The organism is Pseudoclavibacter sp. RFBB5, assembly GCF_002931555.1.
Taxonomy (GTDB): Bacteria; Actinomycetota; Actinomycetes; order Actinomycetales; family Microbacteriaceae; genus Pseudoclavibacter.
Genome location: NZ_PSTZ01000007.1, coordinates 1,153,926 through 1,171,274, shown reverse-complemented (window position 1 = coordinate 1,171,274; position 17,349 = coordinate 1,153,926). Strand labels below are relative to the sequence as shown.

At 68.3% G+C, this 17,349-nt stretch carries 17 protein-coding genes and 1 tRNA gene; 7 read left to right on the top strand and 11 right to left on the bottom strand.

Annotated features, from left to right (window positions below):
• The first annotated feature begins 77 nt into the window (after positions 1-77).
• Positions 78-1,502 (top strand): cysteine--tRNA ligase, encoded by a 1,425-nt coding sequence (cysS, locus tag C5B97_RS13450; protein ID WP_104312483.1) that lies wholly within the window; start codon positions 78-80, stop codon positions 1,500-1,502.
• The gene (gene rlmB / locus C5B97_RS13445) at positions 1,499-2,494 is read left to right on the top strand and encodes a 23S rRNA (guanosine(2251)-2'-O)-methyltransferase RlmB (RefSeq protein ID WP_104312482.1); all 996 of its coding nucleotides are present in this window, start codon (positions 1,499-1,501) and stop codon (positions 2,492-2,494) included. Before cysS ends, rlmB begins: the two co-directional genes overlap by 4 nt.
• 85 nt (positions 2,495-2,579) lie before the next feature.
• Here the strand turns inward: rlmB and C5B97_RS13440 are convergent, their stop codons facing one another.
• The 5 genes from C5B97_RS13440 to msrB all read right to left on the bottom strand — a co-directional run bounded on the left by C5B97_RS13440 (position 2,580) and on the right by msrB (position 6,505).
• Complete coding sequence (locus tag C5B97_RS13440; protein WP_104312481.1) at positions 2,580-3,998, bottom strand: hypothetical protein; 1,419 nt, start codon at positions 3,996-3,998, stop codon at positions 2,580-2,582.
• A complete protein-coding gene (locus tag C5B97_RS13435; RefSeq protein WP_104312480.1) occupies positions 3,988-4,809 on the bottom strand; it encodes a TIGR03943 family protein in 822 nt (273 codons plus the stop codon). Before C5B97_RS13435 ends, C5B97_RS13440 begins: the two co-directional genes overlap by 11 nt.
• Entirely contained in the window at positions 4,802-5,857 is a 1,056-nt protein-coding gene (locus tag C5B97_RS13430; protein WP_104312479.1) for a permease, read from the bottom strand. The genes C5B97_RS13435 and C5B97_RS13430 overlap by 8 nt, the downstream gene beginning before the upstream one ends.
• 72 nt (positions 5,858-5,929) lie before the next feature.
• A tRNA-Thr gene (locus C5B97_RS13425) sits at positions 5,930-6,005 on the bottom strand.
• An 83-nt stretch (positions 6,006-6,088) separates the two neighbouring features.
• A complete protein-coding gene (msrB, locus tag C5B97_RS13420) occupies positions 6,089-6,505 on the bottom strand; it encodes a peptide-methionine (R)-S-oxide reductase MsrB (RefSeq protein WP_104312478.1) in 417 nt (138 codons plus the stop codon).
• A gap of 106 nt (positions 6,506-6,611) precedes the next feature.
• Between msrB and C5B97_RS13415 the strand changes: the two genes are divergently transcribed.
• The 4 genes from C5B97_RS13415 (at position 6,612) to groL (ending at position 9,777) form a co-directional block, all read left to right on the top strand.
• Complete coding sequence (locus C5B97_RS13415) at positions 6,612-6,905, top strand: DUF3263 domain-containing protein (RefSeq protein ID WP_104253823.1); 294 nt, start codon at positions 6,612-6,614, stop codon at positions 6,903-6,905.
• 4 nt (positions 6,906-6,909) lie between these two features.
• Positions 6,910-7,461, top strand: a complete 552-nt coding sequence (locus tag C5B97_RS13410; RefSeq protein WP_104312477.1) for a LytR C-terminal domain-containing protein — start codon at positions 6,910-6,912, stop codon at positions 7,459-7,461.
• Between the two features lie 261 nt (positions 7,462-7,722).
• Positions 7,723-7,938, top strand: coding sequence for a cold-shock protein (locus C5B97_RS13405; protein WP_068479823.1), 216 nt, complete (start codon positions 7,723-7,725; stop codon positions 7,936-7,938).
• Positions 7,939-8,157: 219 nt separating this feature from the next.
• Positions 8,158-9,777, top strand: coding sequence for a chaperonin GroEL (groL, locus tag C5B97_RS13400; RefSeq protein WP_104253821.1), 1,620 nt, complete (start codon positions 8,158-8,160; stop codon positions 9,775-9,777).
• A gap of 87 nt (positions 9,778-9,864) precedes the next feature.
• On the opposite strand, the gene C5B97_RS13395 is transcribed toward groL, so the two are convergent.
• The 3 genes from C5B97_RS13395 to C5B97_RS13385 form a co-directional block, all read right to left on the bottom strand.
• Positions 9,865-10,155, bottom strand: a complete 291-nt coding sequence (locus C5B97_RS13395; protein WP_104312476.1) for a WXG100 family type VII secretion target — start codon at positions 10,153-10,155, stop codon at positions 9,865-9,867.
• Between the two features lie 82 nt (positions 10,156-10,237).
• On the bottom strand, positions 10,238-11,971 hold the full coding sequence (locus tag C5B97_RS13390) for a cell wall metabolism sensor histidine kinase WalK (RefSeq protein ID WP_104312475.1): 1,734 nt from the start codon (positions 11,969-11,971) through the stop codon (positions 10,238-10,240).
• Positions 11,972-12,009: 38 nt separating this feature from the next.
• Positions 12,010-12,708: a response regulator transcription factor gene (locus tag C5B97_RS13385; RefSeq protein WP_068479813.1), complete on the bottom strand. Its 699-nt coding sequence runs from the start codon at positions 12,706-12,708 to the stop codon at positions 12,010-12,012.
• Between the two features lie 130 nt (positions 12,709-12,838).
• Here C5B97_RS13385 and C5B97_RS13380 point away from each other — a divergent pair, with 130 nt between their 5' ends.
• A complete protein-coding gene (locus C5B97_RS13380; protein WP_104312474.1) occupies positions 12,839-13,654 on the top strand; it encodes a methyltransferase domain-containing protein in 816 nt (271 codons plus the stop codon).
• 19 nt (positions 13,655-13,673) lie between these two features.
• Here the strand turns inward: C5B97_RS13380 and C5B97_RS13375 are convergent, their stop codons facing one another.
• From C5B97_RS13375 to C5B97_RS13365, 3 genes are all read right to left on the bottom strand, one after another.
• Complete coding sequence (locus C5B97_RS13375; RefSeq protein ID WP_104312473.1) at positions 13,674-15,320, bottom strand: DNA repair helicase XPB; 1,647 nt, start codon at positions 15,318-15,320, stop codon at positions 13,674-13,676.
• Between the two features lie 72 nt (positions 15,321-15,392).
• Positions 15,393-17,051, bottom strand: a complete 1,659-nt coding sequence (locus C5B97_RS13370; protein ID WP_104312472.1) for a helicase-associated domain-containing protein — start codon at positions 17,049-17,051, stop codon at positions 15,393-15,395.
• Between the two features lie 26 nt (positions 17,052-17,077).
• Complete coding sequence (locus tag C5B97_RS13365; RefSeq protein ID WP_104253815.1) at positions 17,078-17,347, bottom strand: hypothetical protein; 270 nt, start codon at positions 17,345-17,347, stop codon at positions 17,078-17,080.
• Positions 17,348-17,349: the final 2 nt, after the last annotated feature.

The following is a 17,349-nucleotide window of genomic DNA, read 5'->3' as shown; positions in this document are numbered from 1 at the left end:
CACACGCCACACGCTTCATCGTCGGGGCCGCAGGGACGTTCACTCGTCCGTGCGGCCCCGACGCGTATGCTGGTGCAGTGAATCAGCGCATCTACGACACGCAGACGCAAGCACTCGGCGACTTCACGCCGCTCGTGCCAGGCGAGGTCTCGCTGTACGTCTGCGGGCCGACGGTGCAGTCCGCGCCGCACGCTGGTCACCTGCGTTCTGCGCTGGTCTACGACCAGTTCCGTGCATGGTTCGAGGCGACCGGGTCGCGCGTGACGCTGGTTCGCAATGTCACGGACATCGACGACAAGACCCTCGCCGGCGCGACGGCGGACGAGCCGTGGTGGGCGCTCGCGTACCGCGTCGAACGCGAGTTCAACGCGGCGTACTCGGCTCTCGGCATCCGCCCGCCCACGTACGAGCCCCGCGCGACCGGCTCCATCCCGGAGATGCAGCAGCTGATCTCGCTGCTCATCGAGCGCGGCCACGCCTATGCAGCGGCCGACGAGAGCGGCGACGTGTGGTTCGACACCGGCAGCTGGCCGAGCTACGGCGAGCTCACCCACCAGCGTCCTGAGGACATGGCGGAGGGGGAGGCCCCCAGCCGAGGGAAGCGGAGCGCCGCCGATTTCGCCCTCTGGAAGGGACAGAAGCCGGGCGAGCCGGACTCGGCGGCCTGGTCTTCGCCGTGGGGTTCGGGGCGACCGGGCTGGCACATCGAATGCTCGGCCATGTCGACGAAGTACCTCGGGCCGACCTTCGACATCCATGGCGGCGGACGAGATCTCCGCTTCCCGCACCACGAGAACGAGCTGGCGCAGTCCCGCGCGGCGGGCCTCGAGTTCGCTCGCACATGGGTGCACAACGGCCTCGTGTCGGTTGCCGGGCAGAAGATGTCGAAGTCGATCGGCAACACCGTCTCGGCCGCCGATCTCCTCGCCGCCGCGCGTCCGATCGTCGTCCGCTACTTCCTCGGATCCGCCCACTACCGCTCGACGATCGAGATCGGTGAGAACTCGCTCGACGAGGCGGCGGCATCCTTCGCGCGCGTCGAGGCGTTCCTCGAGCGTGCCGAGCGGGCGGGTCTGCTCGCATCCATCGTCGAGGACGCGCCGCCGAGCCTCGCCAACCTGCCCGAGGCGTTCGTCGCGGCGATGAACGACGACTTCGCAGTCCCTCAAGCCATCGCCGCGCTGCACGAGGCCATCACCGCCGGCAACCAGGCATTCGACACCGGCGCCCCCGACGCGGCGGCGCGCGCCGGCCGTGAGGTCACCGCGATGCTCGACATCCTCGGCATCAACCCACGCGCTGAGCAGTGGAGCGGGGGAGTGGATGCGACGGGCGAGACGGCCCTCGCCGCCCTCGTCGATGCGCTGCTCGTCGAGCGCACGCAAGCCCGCGGTGCGAAGGACTTCGCCCGCGCAGATCAGATTCGAGACACGCTGGCAGCAGCCGGCGTGCAGATTGAAGACTCGCCGAACGGCAGCTTCTGGACGTTGGAGAAGGCATGAGCACGAACTCGCGCGGAAATCGCAGCAAGAAGGGCCCCACGAAGGGCACCGGCGGCAATGGCCGCAAGTCCCTCGAAGGTCGGGGCAACACGCCTCGTGCCGAGGACCGCTCCTGGCACGTCGCCGGCAAGCGCAAGGCGGCGAAGGAACGCCTCGAGGCTGCTCGTGGCGGCTCCAAGCCGCGTCCGGCGCAGCGTGAGGGCGGGGCGCCCCGCCGCGCCCGCACCGACGACAGCACGGAACTCGTCACCGGCCGCAACTCGGTCGTCGAGGCGCTCCGCGCCGGCATCCCGGCGACGACGCTCTACGTCGCCGCCCGCGGCGAGATGGACGAGCGCGTCAAGGAGATCTTCAAGATCGCCACCGAGCGCAAGATCCCGATCCTCGAGGTCATGCGCCCCGAGCTCGATCGCATGGCGGGCCGCGACGCGGTGCACCAGGGCGTCATCATCAAGGTGCCGGCCTACACGTACGCGGACCCCATGGAGGAGCTCGACCGCGCCATCCAGCGCCGTCGCAACCCGCTCTTCGTCGCGCTCGACGGCATCACCGACCCCCGCAACCTCGGTGCCATCGTGCGCTCGGTGGCCGCGTTCGGTGGCGACGGCATCATCGTGCCGCAACGTCGCTCGGTCGGTATGACCGCCTCGGCGTGGAAGACCTCGGCAGGTGCCGCTTCGCGTCTCCCCGTCTCCATGGCCTCGAACCTGACGGCCACCATCAAGGCGTACAAGAAGGCCGGCGTGTTCGTCATCGGCCTCGACGGCGACGGCGACGTGTCGCTGCCCTCGCTAGAGCTTGCGACCTCACCGCTGCTCATCGTCGTAGGCAGCGAGGGCAAGGGCCTCTCGCGCCTCGTCACCGAGCACTGCGACGCGATCGTCTCGATCCCGATCGACGGAGCCACCGAGTCACTCAACGCCGGAATCGCCACGAGCATCACGATGTACGAGGTCTCGAAGCTCCGCGCGGAGAAGCGCGCGGCCAAGTAACCAGGGCGTTCGATGCCGAAGGGCCTCACCCCCGCGGGTGAGGCCCTTCGTCATGCCAGCACAGATGGATGACCGCTGGTAGCCGTCAGCGGCACCACGAGGTCAGGAAGCCGGTGAGCCGACGCAGTTCCGCGCCGCTCGCGATGTCGATGACGGTGGTCGTCGACTGCTTCATGCCAGGGAGCACGGCGTAGCCGTCCGGCCCCTGCGCTCCGAGCCCCGTCTCGACGGCGAGGTACTGGCCGTTGGGGGAGACGCAGATGTCGCGCAGCCATTCGCCGCTCTCGCCCGGGTCGAACAGCGTCCGCTGCCCAGCCGTGTCGGCGAGCTCGACCGTGACGTCGGCGAGCCCGGCAGCCGCATCCGCGACGGCTGAGATCTGCGTCCCATCTGGACTGAGCACGCTCGTCTGCGTGAGGTACTCCGTCTCGCTGAGCGAGATCGGGGCGGGGGTCAGTGCTTCGGCAGTGCCCGAGCTGAGATCGAACAGCGTGTAGCCGCCGACACCGGACGTGACTGCGGTTGCCGTGCCCGGCACGAAGCCGTGGAAGTGCTGCGCCTGGCCGATCGGCTCGGCGGGTGTGCCCGCCAGGACGTTGACGAGGTAGAGCTGCTCGTCGAGGGTCTGCGCGATGAGGGCACCGGTTCGAGGGGCGAACGCCCACGCGGAGACCATGAGCGGGGTCCCGTCTGGTCCCGCGACCTGCTTCGGCCGGAACGAGGTGTCGCTCGTGTCGAAGACGAACAGCGACCGAACGAGCTCCGTCTGCCCGTCGGCGTGCATCCCGTCGATGACGAACCCGATGAGCCCACTCTCCGCATCCGCGGCGAGACTCGAGAAGTTGCCCGTCGCATCCACGTTCAGGGGTACGGCCGGCCCGGGCTCGGCGCGGGGTGCGACGCCCACGGTCCCGAGGCCCGCGGTGTCCTGCTCGACGACGGCGACGAACGCGTCGGTCAGCGCGTATTCCTGGATGCGGGGCGCGGTGAAGAGGATGCGCGGCTCTCCGCCGCCGGAGACGTTCGTCTCCACGACACGGTCCTCGAGGCTGCCGCCCGTGGAGATGGCGCCGCGGACCAGCGTCGACACCTCGAGCTGGGGTGTCGTGAACTGCGTCTCGAGCGTCGATGCGACCCCCGTCGAGGAGCTGACCGCGTCTGCGACGGTGAGCGTGTAGTTCGTGTCGTAGGCGAGCAGCTGCTCGAAGGTGAGCGTGATGGTGCCGTTGTCCTGCGAGAGGCTGTAGGCGGCGGCCGGTTCGAGGACGACCTGTGCGGGGTCGATCTCCTGCAGCCGCTGGTTGGGTGTCAGTACGAGGCGCGTGCCCTGCTGCTCGACCGTGCCGATCGCGTTGACCGCCGTCGAGGCGACGCGCGGCCCCTGCAGGATGTTGCCGACGGCGAGACCCGCCGCGAGCAGGGCGAGCACGACGACCGCGAGGATGAACGTCTTCCGGAAGCCTCGTCCCGTGCGGGCGTCAGGCGAGCTGAGATCAGTAGACATATGGGTCGCTCGGCTGGTCGATGGCGGTGACGGTCGTGGGCATGAGCGCCACCCGTTCCGCGCTGGACGCGCTCGGGTTCGTGACGAACGCGCCGTCCACCTCGACCCAGGTGTCGACCGGGTAGTTCGCCTGCCAGCCGGGCTGGTGCACGGCGACGCCGACAGGCGCGGCGTCGATCGCGCAGCAGTTCACGACGAAGCGGGCGAGGATGAACGCATCCGGCGCGTCCGGATCGACGGTCACGAAGCCGACGAGCTTGGCGCGCTCGCCCAGGACCTGCTGCTCGCCGTCGCCCTGCCGGAGCATTGCCGCCCAGTCCTTGACCGTGAAGCTGCTGGTGTCGCGGCCGCGCAGCGTCTCGCCTTCGTCGATCGGAGAGTCCACGGTCTGCGCGTTGGCGTTCAGCGAGCGGTTCTCGACGGCCGCCGAGCTCAGGGTCACGGGCGGCGCGATGATGAGCGCGACGAACGCCGTCACGACGACGACCAGCGTGACCGTCGTCGAGGCGATGACAGCGATCCGCTGGCGGGCGCCGAGGCGCGGACGTCGATTGTTGCGCCGGGCGCTCGACGTGCCGAGCGCATCCGACTCATGCGAGTGGTCGTGGTCGTGCTCGTCACGGGAGGGCGTGGCCGCGATCGCGGCGATCGCCAGGATCCCGCCGATGACCGCCATGATCGAGGTGAAGACGAAGTAGCGCGGGTGGATGTACAGCGAGAGGCCGCCGGTCATCGAGAGCCATACCGTCGCGACGACGGTGATGAGGGTGAGGGCGACGCCGCGCCACCTGGAGAGCAGTCGTTCAAGCAATGAGGTTCACTCCGAGTCCGAGGGTGAAGGCCGACAGCGCGACGATGAGGGTGATGCGGGCGAGGACCGCGCTCGTGTAGGTCGTGCGCATGAGGGCGAGCATCTTGACGTCGATCATGGGGCCCATCACGAGGAAGGCGACGATGCCGCCAGGCATGAAGGTGCCGACGAACGAGAGCGCGAAGAACGCGTCGACGTTCGCGCAGATCGAGATGACGAAGCCGAGGGTCATGAGCACGAGCACGGAGAGCACCGGATGCTCTCCGAGGGTGGTGAGCAGGTCGCGCGAGACGCCGACTTGGATGGCCCCGGCGATGGCCGATCCGACGAAGAGCGCGGGCAGCATCGTCGAGGTCTCCGCACCGAACATCGACGCGCTCGCGCGGAACCGCTCGCGCACGCTCGAGCCCGTCTCGTGGCCGTGTTTCGCCTCCAGCTCGCACGTCGCGGCGAAACTCGGTGTGAGCAGGTCCTGTGGCTTCGGGTGGCGGCTGAAGAGGAACCCGATGACGTTCGCGATGACGAAGCCCCCGATGATGCGGGCGGCGAGGATGCCGTGGTCCCAGCCGAACGCCTGGTACGTCGTGACGATCGTGATGGGGTTCAGGATGGGGGCCGCCAGCAGGAACGTGATCGACTCGGCGGGCGTGAAGCCGCGCAGCACGAGGCCGCGTGCGAGCGGAACGTTGCCGCACTCGCAGACGGGCAGCGCGATGCCGAACAGTGAGATGACGGCACGCCGAAGCCACGGCGTCTGCGGCAGGATGCGCATGAGGAAGCCCGGCGGAAGCCAGTGCTGCACGACGATCGAGAGCAGGATGCCGAGGATGATGAACGGCATCGACTCGATGACGACGCTCAGCGAGAGCGTGACGAAGTCGGTGATCGGCCCGAGTGCCGGCTGGTCGTCGAGCGACGCCGTGAGCGTGCGGATCGCGATGAGCGTGAGCACGAGGCCCGCCCCGATCGTCAGCCCGAGAACTCCGCGGTTGGCGGCCGTGCGCTGCTGCGGGAGCTTGGTGCGCTGCGCGGTCGTGTGCTCGTGCATCCAGCCGAGTATAGTTCGGGCCGCTTTCACGAGGTGGCGACGTGTCAGGGCTGTGCGCCGGAAGACGCATCGTGGAGCCGACTGCGAGGTTCGAACTCGCGACATCCGCTTTACAAGAGCGGTGCTCTACCAGCTGAGCTAAGTCGGCCTGCTGCAATCGCAGCGGCACCATCATAGTCATGCGGTGCACGTCCCCGCGCACCGCATGGCTGTTGATGGATGCCCGTGCGCTTACTCGGCGGAGGTCTCTTCCTCGGGTGTGAAGGAGAGCGACAGCGAGTTCATGCAGTAGCGGTCGCCCGTTGGCGTGCCGAAGCCGTCAGGGAAGACGTGACCGAGGTGGGAGCCGCAGTTGGCGCAGCGCACCTCGGTGCGCACCATTCCGAGCGAGCGGTCCTCGAGCAGCTCGACCGCGTCCGGCCGAACTGACTCGTAGAAGCTCGGCCAGCCGCATCCGGAGTCGAACTTCGTTCCGGCCTTGAACAGCTCTGAGCCGCAGGCGCGGCAGGTGTAGAGGCCTGCGCGACCCTCCTCGAGGAGCTCTCCCGTGTAGGCCCGCTCCGTGCCTGCCTCGCGCAGCACGTGGTACTCCTGCGGCGTGAGCTCCGCGCGCCACTCGAAATCGGGCTTGTTGACGGCGTAGGACACCGTGCCTCCTGGAAAATCGACGAGACCGCTGGGAGCGGCCGGGGAGGATCGAGCATACGCGCGTTGCGTGAGTCCAGTCGGTGAACCCTGCTCGTACACTTCGTGCATGGCACGGGACGTGGAGCTCAGCGACCTCGAGCGCGCGCTGCTGGATTTCGAAGACGGGAATCCGCGGCAGAATGCGGCGAAGGCGGCAGCGATCAGGGATCGCTTCGGCTGGTCGACGACGCAGTACTACCGAAATCTCGCTACGCTCATCGAGACACCAGCTGCGCTTGTCCATCAGCCGATGCTCGTCGGCCGCCTGCGGCGTGCGCGCGAGCGGCGAGCGGACGAGCGCCAGTTGCGGCGCGAGCAGCGAATGTCCAGCGCCTCTCCCACCTCAGGACGGATTCGGTAGACACGTGAATTACCCCAAGGATCGCTTCGACGACATCCCACCAGGGCTTGACCGCCGCGGAGCGCATCGCGCGCCCCGCACGCGCCTCGCCAAGCTCGCCTCGTGGCTCTGGGGTCTGCTCGCCGTCGTCGTGATCGTCGCCGTTGCCGCCGTCGCGATGCAGGTCATCAACGGCGCCGTCTCCTTCAGCCCGACCGCGGAGACAGAGACGAGTGAGACTCCGACGGCGGAGGCGCCGGTCGAGGAGGCTCCGGCCGAGGTCGTGCCGCAGCTCGACCCGAACGTCTCAGTGCGCGTTCTCAACGGAACCGAGCTGGCGGGCGTCGCGGGCGGCACCACCACGGAGCTCGCAGCCGCGGGCTGGAACGTCACCGAGACGGCGGATGCTCCGACGTCCGACTACGAGACGACGACCGTCTCCTACAACGACGCCTCCCAGGAGGCTGCGGCGCTCGCCCTCGTCCAGTCGCTCGGTGGGGGAACCGCCGTCCTCGACCCGAACGTCGCCGCAGCAGGCACGATCGTGGTCATCGTCGGCCTCGACCTCGCCGGGTAGCCATTCGCGGGTCCACGGTGGTTCGACACAGAGGATGATCCGAGAATTCTCCGGGGAATGCGGCTCGTGTGTTCCGTGCGTGTGAACATCTGGAGACAAAACGTCGCCAGGTGACGTGATCCCGGTTTTGGGCTTCCTCGCTCAACAGGTCGCCACCTAGTATCTTGCTCGAGTCCTGGGCACCATCGTTCGTCCCCCTCGCACGCATGCAGGGCTCCGCGGGTTGGCGCCTGCGAGTACTACTGAGCAATGGAGACAAACATGGCGAATGGAACCGTGAAGTGGTTCAACGCTGACAAGGGCTACGGCTTCATCACTGTGGATGCGCTCGACGGCGCTGCTGCACAGGATGTGTTCGTGCACTACAAGGCCATCGAGATGCAGGGCTACCGAGTCCTCGAAGAGGGCCAGAAGGTCGAGTTCGAGATCGGTGCGGGCGACAAGGGCCCGCAGGCGGAGTCCGTGCGCGCGCTCTGACCGCAGGCTGGGAACGGCGTCGGCCCTCTCGGGTCGGCGCCGTTCCGTGTTCAGGCGGACATCGGCGTCTCTTCAGGCTCGGCTCGTTCGCCCGCAGCGAGAAGGCGTGGGGTGGCTTGCACTCGACAGGGTCGAGTGCCAATATGGATTTGCACTCGCCTCGTTCGAGTGCCAACCACGAACCTCACGAACCACGTCCGGAAAGGACGCAGTACACATATGTCGAAGATCATCGCTTTTGACGAAGAGGCCCGTCGCGGGCTTGAGCGTGGACTGAACACGCTCGCCGACGCGGTCAAGGTCACGCTCGGCCCACGTGGCCGCAATGTCGTGCTCGAGAAGAAGTGGGGCGCGCCCACGATCACGAACGACGGCGTCTCCATCGCCAAGGAGATCGAGCTCGAGGACCCGTTCGAGAAGATCGGCGCCGAGCTCGTCAAGGAGGTCGCGAAGAAGACCGACGACGTCGCCGGTGACGGAACGACCACGGCTACCGTCCTCGCTCAGGCACTCGTCCGCGAGGGCCTCCGCAACGTCGCAGCTGGCGCCGACCCGATCTCGCTCAAGCGCGGCATCGAGAAGGCCGTCGAGGCTGTCGTCGCCGAGCTCCTCTCCTCCGCCAAGGAGGTCGAGACCAAGGAGCAGATCGCTGCCACCGCGTCCATCTCGGCCGCAGACGCTCAGATCGGCGAGATCATCGCCGAGGCCATCGACAAGGTCGGCAAGGAAGGCGTCGTCACCGTCGAGGAGTCGAACACCTTCGGCACGACGCTCGAGCTCACCGAGGGCATGCGCTTCGACAAGGGCTACCTCTCGCAGTACTTCGTCACCGACCCCGAGCGCCAGGAAGCCGTCTTCGAAGACGCGTACATCCTGATCGTCAACGGCAAGATCTCCAACATCAAGGACCTCCTGCCGGTCGTCGACAAGGTCATCCAGGCCGGCAAGCAGCTCCTCATCATCGCCGAGGACGTCGAGGGCGAAGCTCTCGCGACGCTCATCGTCAACAAGGTCCGCGGCATCTTCAAGTCGGTCGCCGTCAAGGCTCCCGGCTTCGGAGACCGCCGCAAGGCTCAGCTGCAGGACATCGCCATCCTCACCGGTGGTCAGGTCATCAGCGAAGAGGTCGGCCTCAAGCTCGAGAACACGACGCTCGACCTCCTCGGAACCGCCCGCAAGGTCGTCGTCACCAAGGACGAGACCACGATCGTCGAGGGCGCTGGCTCGCCCGAGCAGATCGCCGGCCGCGTTGCGCAGATCCGCGCCGAGATCGAGAACAGCGACAGCGACTACGACCGCGAGAAGCTCCAGGAGCGCCTCGCGAAGCTCGCCGGTGGCGTCGCCGTCATCAAGGCCGGAGCCGCGACCGAGGTCGAGCTCAAGGAGCGCAAGCACCGCATCGAGGACGCCGTCCGCAACGCGAAGGCTGCCGTCGAAGAGGGCATCGTCGCCGGTGGTGGCGTTGCGCTCATCCAGGCTGGCGCTCGCGTGCTCGGCTCGCTCGACCTCCAGGGCGACGAGGCGACCGGCGTGAACATCGTCAAGGTCGGCATCCTCGCACCGCTCAAGCAGATCGCAACGAACGCTGGCCTCGAGCCCGGCGTCGTGGCCGAGAAGGTCGCCGGACTCGAAGACGGCTGGGGCCTCAACGCTGCAACCGGCGAGTACGTCAACCTCATCGAGGCCGGCGTGCTCGACCCAGTGAAGGTCACGCGCTCCGCGCTGCTCAACGCAGCGTCGATCGCTGGTCTCTTCCTCACGACCGAGGTCGTCGTCGCCGACAAGCCCGAGAAGGCTGGCGCACCGGCGATGGACCCGGGCGCTGGAATGGACTTCTAAGCACCACACGCAAGTAGACAAGCGGGCGGCTCCCCAGGGAGCCGCCCGCTTCGTCGTGCCGTCGCCGGGTGAGCGGGACCAGGTCGGTCAGACGCTGAAGAGCCGCCTCACGTCACCCTCGACGGTGCCGTAGCTCGCGCTCGCGCTGCCGAGGGCACCGTTGATGGTGGAGATGCTCGACTCAACCTGCGCCTGCGTGGCTCGCCACTGCTGCACGAGTCCCTGGAAGGCGGTGGCGGCCTCGCCGGTCCACGAGCCCTCCAGGGCGGTCAGGTTGCCCAGCAGAGCGGCCACCTCCGCCTGGACGCGGCCGATGGATGCCTGCGTGTTGGTCACCGTGAGTTGCAGCTGCTCGCTGTCGACCATGTAGACGGCCATGGATGTTCCCCCTTCGTCGGCCGCCGAGCGGGTCCGGCGGCTCTTCGCGAGAAGGCTACGGGGGAGGAGGGCGGTGCCGGCCTCAGGAGTTCGGGGCTGTGGACGAGGCGCTGTCCACAGGCGCGGACATGAGGAGTGGGAACTTGAGGCGGAAGGTGGCCCCGCCGCCCGGCGTCTCGAACACGTCGACCTCGCCGTCGTGCGCCTTCATGATCGCGGAGACGATCGAGAGGCCGAGTCCCGAGCCGCCGGTCTCGCGGGCTCGCGAGGTGTCCGCGCGCCAGAATCGCTCGAAGATCTTCTGCCTGATCTGCGGTGGGATACCTTCGCCGTGGTCGATGATGTCGACGATCGCGAGCTGATTCGGCAGGTCCACGGTGACACCGACTTCCAGCGGCGAGCCCTCAGGTGTGTACCGCATGGCGTTGCCGAGCAGGTTCGAGATCGCCTGGCGAACCTTGTCCTCGTTCGCGTGCACCATGGCGGGCACGTCGCCGTAGTCGTCGTCGACTTCCGGGGCTTCACCCGTGCTCGGCTCGACGCCGCGGCGGCGGATGGGGAAGCCGCGGAGGGCGGGCCGTGGCAGAGGCCGCCTGCGCCAGATGGCGCGCCTCGCGGCGGCGGCTTCCGGGGCAGCGGCGTCACCGGCGGGCACCACGTCCGCCTCGATCGGCGCTGGCAGCTCGCCCGTGGTTGCCGTTCCGGGGACGTCAGCCTCATCTCGCGGCTCCTGGATGATCCGCACGGGGAGCGCTCGGACGACGCGGTCCTTCGAGGTCGCGTGCGCATCCATGGCAGCATCTTCTGCGATGGGCTCGAGGTCGATGACATCCTTTACGAGCTCGCGGGTCTCGTCGAGTCTCGCGAGCTGCAGGAGGTCCTCGACGAGGCCGCCCATGCGGAGGGCCTCCTTCTCGATGCGTTCCATGGCCTGCCCGACCTTCTCCGGGTCGTTGAGGGCGCCCATGCGGTAGAGCTCGGCGTAGCCGCGCACCGTGACCAGCGGCGTTCGCAGCTCGTGGCTCGCGTCGCCGACGAAGCGGCGCATCTGGGCGATGGTGCGGGTGCGCTCGTCGAAGGCATGGTCGATGCGCACCAGCATCGTGTTGAGCGAGCGCGAGAGGCGCCCGACCTCGGTGTTCGGCGTGCCAGCAGGCAGCCGCTGCGAGTAGTCGCCGGAGGCGAACTGCATGGCCGTCGCCTCGACCTGGCGCAGCGGCAGCAGGGTCGCGGAGACGAGGACTCGTGTCAGAGCTGCGCCGAAGATGACGACGGTCAGCCCGAACCCGAAGAAGATGGCGAGGAAGTTGACCATGGTCGCATTGACGCTCGTGAGCGGAGCGGCAATGAGCAGCGTGCCACGGACCTGGTCGGCGGCGTACTCGCCCTCTGGCACGGTGATCGTCCGCCACGTCGCGCCGAGCGGGTCCTCGATGTCGAAGAGGCTCTGGCTTCCTCGGTTCGCGGCATCGGAGGGCACTTCCGGCGCGATGGCCTGCGGGCGCTGCCACTGCCCCCAGTTGTCGACGACGACATTGCCCTCGGCGTCGAGCACCGCGACGTACAGCGTCGAGGGCGCGATGCGGATCGCATCGTAGGTGATCAGCCGGGACGAGGGGTCGGCGGCGAGGAACTGGGTCGGATCGCTCGCGTAGACGCTCAGCTGCGAGTCGGTCTGCGACACGAGTGTCGGTCGCAGCAGCAACGTCGTGCCGATGCCGGCGACGACGATGCCGAACGTCAACAGGGTGATGTTGACGATCGTCAGCTTGTTGCGGAGCGAGAGCCGATCCCAGCGCCAGGCTTTGAACGGCACCGCCTAGTTCCCCTCGTGACCGAGCCTGGCCACCTCTGTCAGGCCTTGGCCCCGGAGACCTTCAGCATGTAGCCGAAGCCGCGCTTGGTCTGGATCAGGGGCTCCTCGGTGAACTGGTCGAGCTTGCGACGCAGGTACGAGATGTACGACTCGACGATTCCGGCGTCGCCGTTGAAGTCGTACTCCCACACGTGGTCGAGGATCTGCGCCTTGGAGAGCACGCGGTTCGGGTTGAGCATGAGGTAGCGCAGCAGCTTGAACTCGGTGGGGGAGAGCTCGATGGGCTCGTCTCCGATGAACACCTCGTGGGTGTCCTGGTCCATGGTGAGCTCGCCTGTGCGGATGACCGCTTCTTCTTCGGCCTGCATCGTGCGGCGGAGGATCGCCTTGATGCGGGCGACGATCTCGTCGAGGCTGAATGGCTTGGTGACGTAGTCGTCACCGCCTGCGTTGAGGCCCTCGATCTTGTCGTCGGTGTCATCCTTCGCCGTGAGGAAGAGGATGGGGCTCGTGTACCCGGATGCGCGGAGGCGCTTGGTGACACCGAAGCCGTTCATATCGGGGAGCATGACATCGAGGACGATGAGGTCGGGCTCCTCCTCGATGACGGCGGAGATCGCGGCGGCGCCGTTGCCGACGGCACGCACCATGAACCCTGCGAAACGCAGGCTGGTCGACAGGAGTTCGCGGATGTTTGGCTCGTCGTCAACGACGAGAATCTTGGGGCCATCAGTCATGCACTAAGTATCTTGACGCCGTCTGAGTGAAGTCTGACGGCGCGCGGTGTCGCGGCTACGCGGGTGCGCTAATCTGCTGGGCCGCGTTCTGTCGGATGCTCGGACGAAGGCGCTGCGCTACTGTGCCGACATGGATGACTCCGGAGCACCGAGGTACACCCACGGCCATCACTCGAGCGTGCTCCGATCCCATGGTCGACGCACGGCGGAGAACTCCGCCGCCTACCTGCTTCCCGAGCTCGATGCGGGGATGCGCGTGCTCGACGTCGGTTGCGGGCCCGGTTCGATAACGCTCGACCTCGCAGGGCGGGTCGGGAGCACCGGGCAGGTCACGGGCATCGAGGTCGTCGACGAGCCACTCGGCGTTGCGCGTGCCGCGGCCGCCGATCGCGGGGACACTCGCACGAGGTTCCTCCTGGGTGACGTCTACGCGCTCGACTTCGCTGACGGTGAGTTCGACGTGGTGCACGCGCATCAGGTGCTCCAGCATCTGGCCGACCCGGTCGCCGCGCTGAGGGAGATGCGCCGTGTGACGAAGCCTGGCGGGCTCATCGCGGTGAGGGACGTCGACTACGGGACCTGCGTCTGGGCTCCCCAGCTCCCGGCCCTCGACCACTGGCTCGCGGTCTACGACCGTGTCGCGCGTTCGAACGATGGCGAGCCGAACGCGGGACGGTTCCTGCGGCGCTGGGCGCGGGCCGCCGGCCTCGAGAACACGCGCCTCACTGCGAGCGCCTGGATCTTCGCGACGGCCGACGAACTCGAGTGGTGGGGATCCACGTGGGCGGAGCGCGCTACGCGGTCGCGCTTCGCGGAGGACGCGCGCGCGAGGGGCATCGCCTCGGCGGGTGATCTCCAGCAGATCGCCGACGCCTGGTCCGCGTGGGCCGAGGATGACGACGCGGAGTTCGTGATGACCCACGTGGAGCTGCTCGCCCGCGTGTGATCGGTTCGGTCGGTTGCTGCTAGGCGGGTGCGAGGATCGCGTCGGCGTCCAGGATCTCGTAGGAGTAGCCCTGCTCGGCGAGGAAGCGCTGCCGGTTCTGCGCGAAGTCCTGGTCGACCGTCTCGCGCGAGACGAGCGTGTAGAACGACGCGGTCACGCCGCTCGAGCTCGGACGCAGAAGGCGACCGAGGCGCTGGGCCTCCTCTTGCCTCGACCCGTACGAGCCGGAGATCTGCACGGCGACGGACGCGTCGGGGAGGTCGACCGAGAAGTTCGCCACCTTCGACACGACGAGCACCTTCTCGCGTCCCTCGCGGAACGCCTGGAACAGCTCCTCGCGTTCGGCGATGGGCGTCTGACCGGTGAGCTTGGGCACGCCCAGCTCCTCGGCGATGCTGTCGATCTGATCGAGGTACTGCGCGATGACGAGGATGTTCTCACCTTCGTGCTTGCGGATGAGGGCCTTCACGAGCTCGTGCTTTGCCGGCGCCGTGGCGGCGATGCGGTAGCGTTCGTCGTCGCTCGCCGCCGCGTACTCCATGCGTGTCTCGTACGGGAGGTCGACGCGCACCTCGTAGCACTTGGCCGGCGAGATGTAGCCCTGCGCCTCGATGTCCTTCCACGGGGCATCGAACCGCTTGGGCCCGATGAGGCTGAACACGTCGCCCTCGCGGCCGTCCTCGCGCACGAGCGTCGCGGTGAGGCCGAGCCGTCGGCGCGCCTGCAGCTCGGCCGTGAGCTTGAAGACGGGGGCCGGGAGGAGGTGCACCTCGTCGTAGACGATGAGGCCCCAGTCGAGGGCATCGAGCAGCGAGAGGTGCGTGTAGACACCCTTCCGGCGCGCCGTGAGGATCTGGTACGTGGCGATCGTGACGGGCTTGATCTCCTTGATCTCGCCCGAGTACTCGCCGATCTCTTCCTCCGTGAGCGTGGTTCGGCGCAGCAGCTCGTCGCGCCACTGCCTCGCGGAGACGGTGTTGGTCACGAGGATGAGGGTGCTTGTGGACGCCGTGGCCATCGCACCGGCACCCACCAGGGTCTTTCCTGCGCCGCAGGGAAGCACGACGACTCCAGAGCCGCCCTCGAAGAAGTGGTCGACGGCGGAGCGCTGGTAGTCGCGCAGCTGCCACTCGGACTCGTCGAGCGCGATGGCGTGCGGCGTGCCAGGGGTGTACCCGGCGAGGTCCTCGGCCGGCCAGCCGAGCTTCACGAGCTGCTGCTTGAGCTCGCCGCGTGCCCAGGCCTGGACACGGAATCCTGACTCGCCGGTCGGTCCTTCGAGGAGCGGCGCGACGTGCTTGGCCTTGGAGATCTGGAGGAGCACGGCGGGGTCGTCGCTGGAGACGATGAGCTCACCGTCATCGTCTCGGGAGATCACGAGCTTGCCGTAGCGCGCCACCGTCTCGCGGATCTCCGCGGAGACCGAGGCGGGCACCGGGAACTTCGCGAAGCGCTCGAGCACGTCGAGCATCTCGTCGGCCTCGTGCCCGGCGGCGCGTGCGTTCCAGAGCCCGAGGCGCGTGATGCGGTAGGTGTGGATGTGCTCGGGTGCGCGTTCCAGTTCGGCGAACACGGCCAGCGCGTGGCGGGCTGCTTCGGCGTCGGGATGCGCCACTTCGAGCAGGACAGTTCTGTCGCTCTGTACGATCAACGGTCCAAGTGCCATAACGGTCGATCATACTCGTCGGCATCGGTGCGCCTGAGTGCTTGTCGGTGAAGCGCTCCGAATGCGTGGGCGCTACTCGACGTCCGGCTGTTCGGAGAGCTGGACTTCGAGGATCGCGCGGATCGGCAGGGTTCGCTCGACGTCGGCCGCGAGGTCGCGCGCTCGCAGGCGTCCCGCCGCGACGCTCATCGGGACGAGTCGGAGGGTGGTCTCCTTGCCGCCGCCGAGGTCGACTCTCACCGTCACTTCGCTCTTCGCCCGCCTGGCGACCTCCAGCTGCCGCTGCACCCACGTCTGCGCGTCGTCGCCGGCATCGAGCCGGGTCGCCTCGTCGTGCAACGCGTCGGCGAAGCGCAGTGCCGCGTCACTGGGACCGAGCTCCCGGGCGGGGGCCGTCTCCCTCGGTCGCAGGGGAACGAGCTGGCCCTCGGCGTTCTCTGCGCTGGCCGGGTATCGAGCGTCGAGGAGCATCAGCACGACCGTGTCTCGAGAGGCTGAGGAGACGAGCGCGCCTTCCCCCGACTGGCGCAGCCCGAGCGGAGCGACCGCGGCATCCACCCGGAGCGCGTCCATGAGGGCTGGGTCCTGGCTCGTGACGATGGTCCCCGGTCTCACGGGATGCTCCCGGACCCGGACCCGACCGTGCCGGTTCGAGGCCTCGCGGAGCAGGTACTCGACCGGTTGCGGGATGCCCGTGAGGGAGAGCCTCGCCAGCGTCGCCTCGATCTCGGCGATGGAGAGGCCCGTGCCGAGGGCGTGCGTGACGGACGCCTCGGAGAGGCGGTAGCTCGACGCGAGCCCGCGTCGCTCGAGGGACGCCACCGCCTGCAGCGCCTGCTCGTCGACGGGGGCGAGCGGGCCGGGCGCGATGATCGAGAGGTCGGGCTGCAGGTAGACGCCTGCCACCTCCTCAGGGAGCGCGGACGCGAGGAGCTCTGCCGCGGCCCGGAGGTCGTCGTGCGTGAGCAGGAGCCCGAGCTGGCTGAGTCGGCCCTCGACAGTCAGGCCTAGGAGCTCCGTCTGCGGGGTCGCGTGGCTCGCGCTGTCACTGAGTAGTCCTGCGCGGTTCGTCACGCTGAGCTCGGCCAGCCAGCACTCGGCCAGTCGGCGCCAGCGATCGAGCGGGGCGCTCAATCTGAAGGCGCGCCCGGCGGCCGTCGGGCGCATGGCATCCGCGACCGGGCTGCAGAGGCCCAGGTCGAGCATCCACTCGAAGAGCGGCGAGAGCACGGTCTGCTCGGTGTGCAGCTCGGCGGCGATGCGCCGGACCGTCGTGGCGCCGAGTTGCAGGCCACCCCGACCGTCTCGGTAGGCGCGCGGGGCGAGGTCGAGCGAGGCGATCGCGTCCGCCGCGAGCTGCGCTGCGCCGTGGGCGCGCTCTGTGGCCTGGGGGAGCGGCGCGAGGTTCGCCCGCTCGACGGTCACGTCGTCGCCCGCCCCGGCGAGCTGTCGGGTGAGCGCGGCGGATGCGGCGGGCAGGAGCTCGGGAGCCTCCGGTGTGCCGACGGCGAGGCCGCGAAGCCGCGCGCTCTGCAGCGCCTCCACCGAGCCCGAAGCCAAGCGGGATGCATCCCGCCAGCCGAGCTTGCCCACGGCCTCGCCGATGTCGGCCTCATCTGCGAGGGCCTCGGCGATGTCCATGGCCCCGTTCGAGCCGCGCATCGACAACCTGCGCCAGCTTGCGAGGGCGGCGAGGTCGGTGCGATCGAGGCTGCGGAGGAGTTGGAGCACCCGCAGCGCGCTCGGGGAGGCGTCGATCAGTTCTCGGACCTGCCCCGCGAACGCCGGTTCGCGACGACGCGCCAGATGATGAGCGAGAGGATGAGGAGGAACGCGATCGGGAACCCGAGGTAGGTGACGAAGAGCAGCGTCGGCCAGATGGGATTGGTTGCGTCCACTTCGATGCCGAGAAGCGGCGTCGCGAGAAGCACCAGGAGCGCGATGAACGAGATCGCCGCGATGCCGAGGGACATGAATGCGAGGATGCGTTCGCCCTTCGCGATGGGGGCGCCGTTGGAAGAGGTCACCG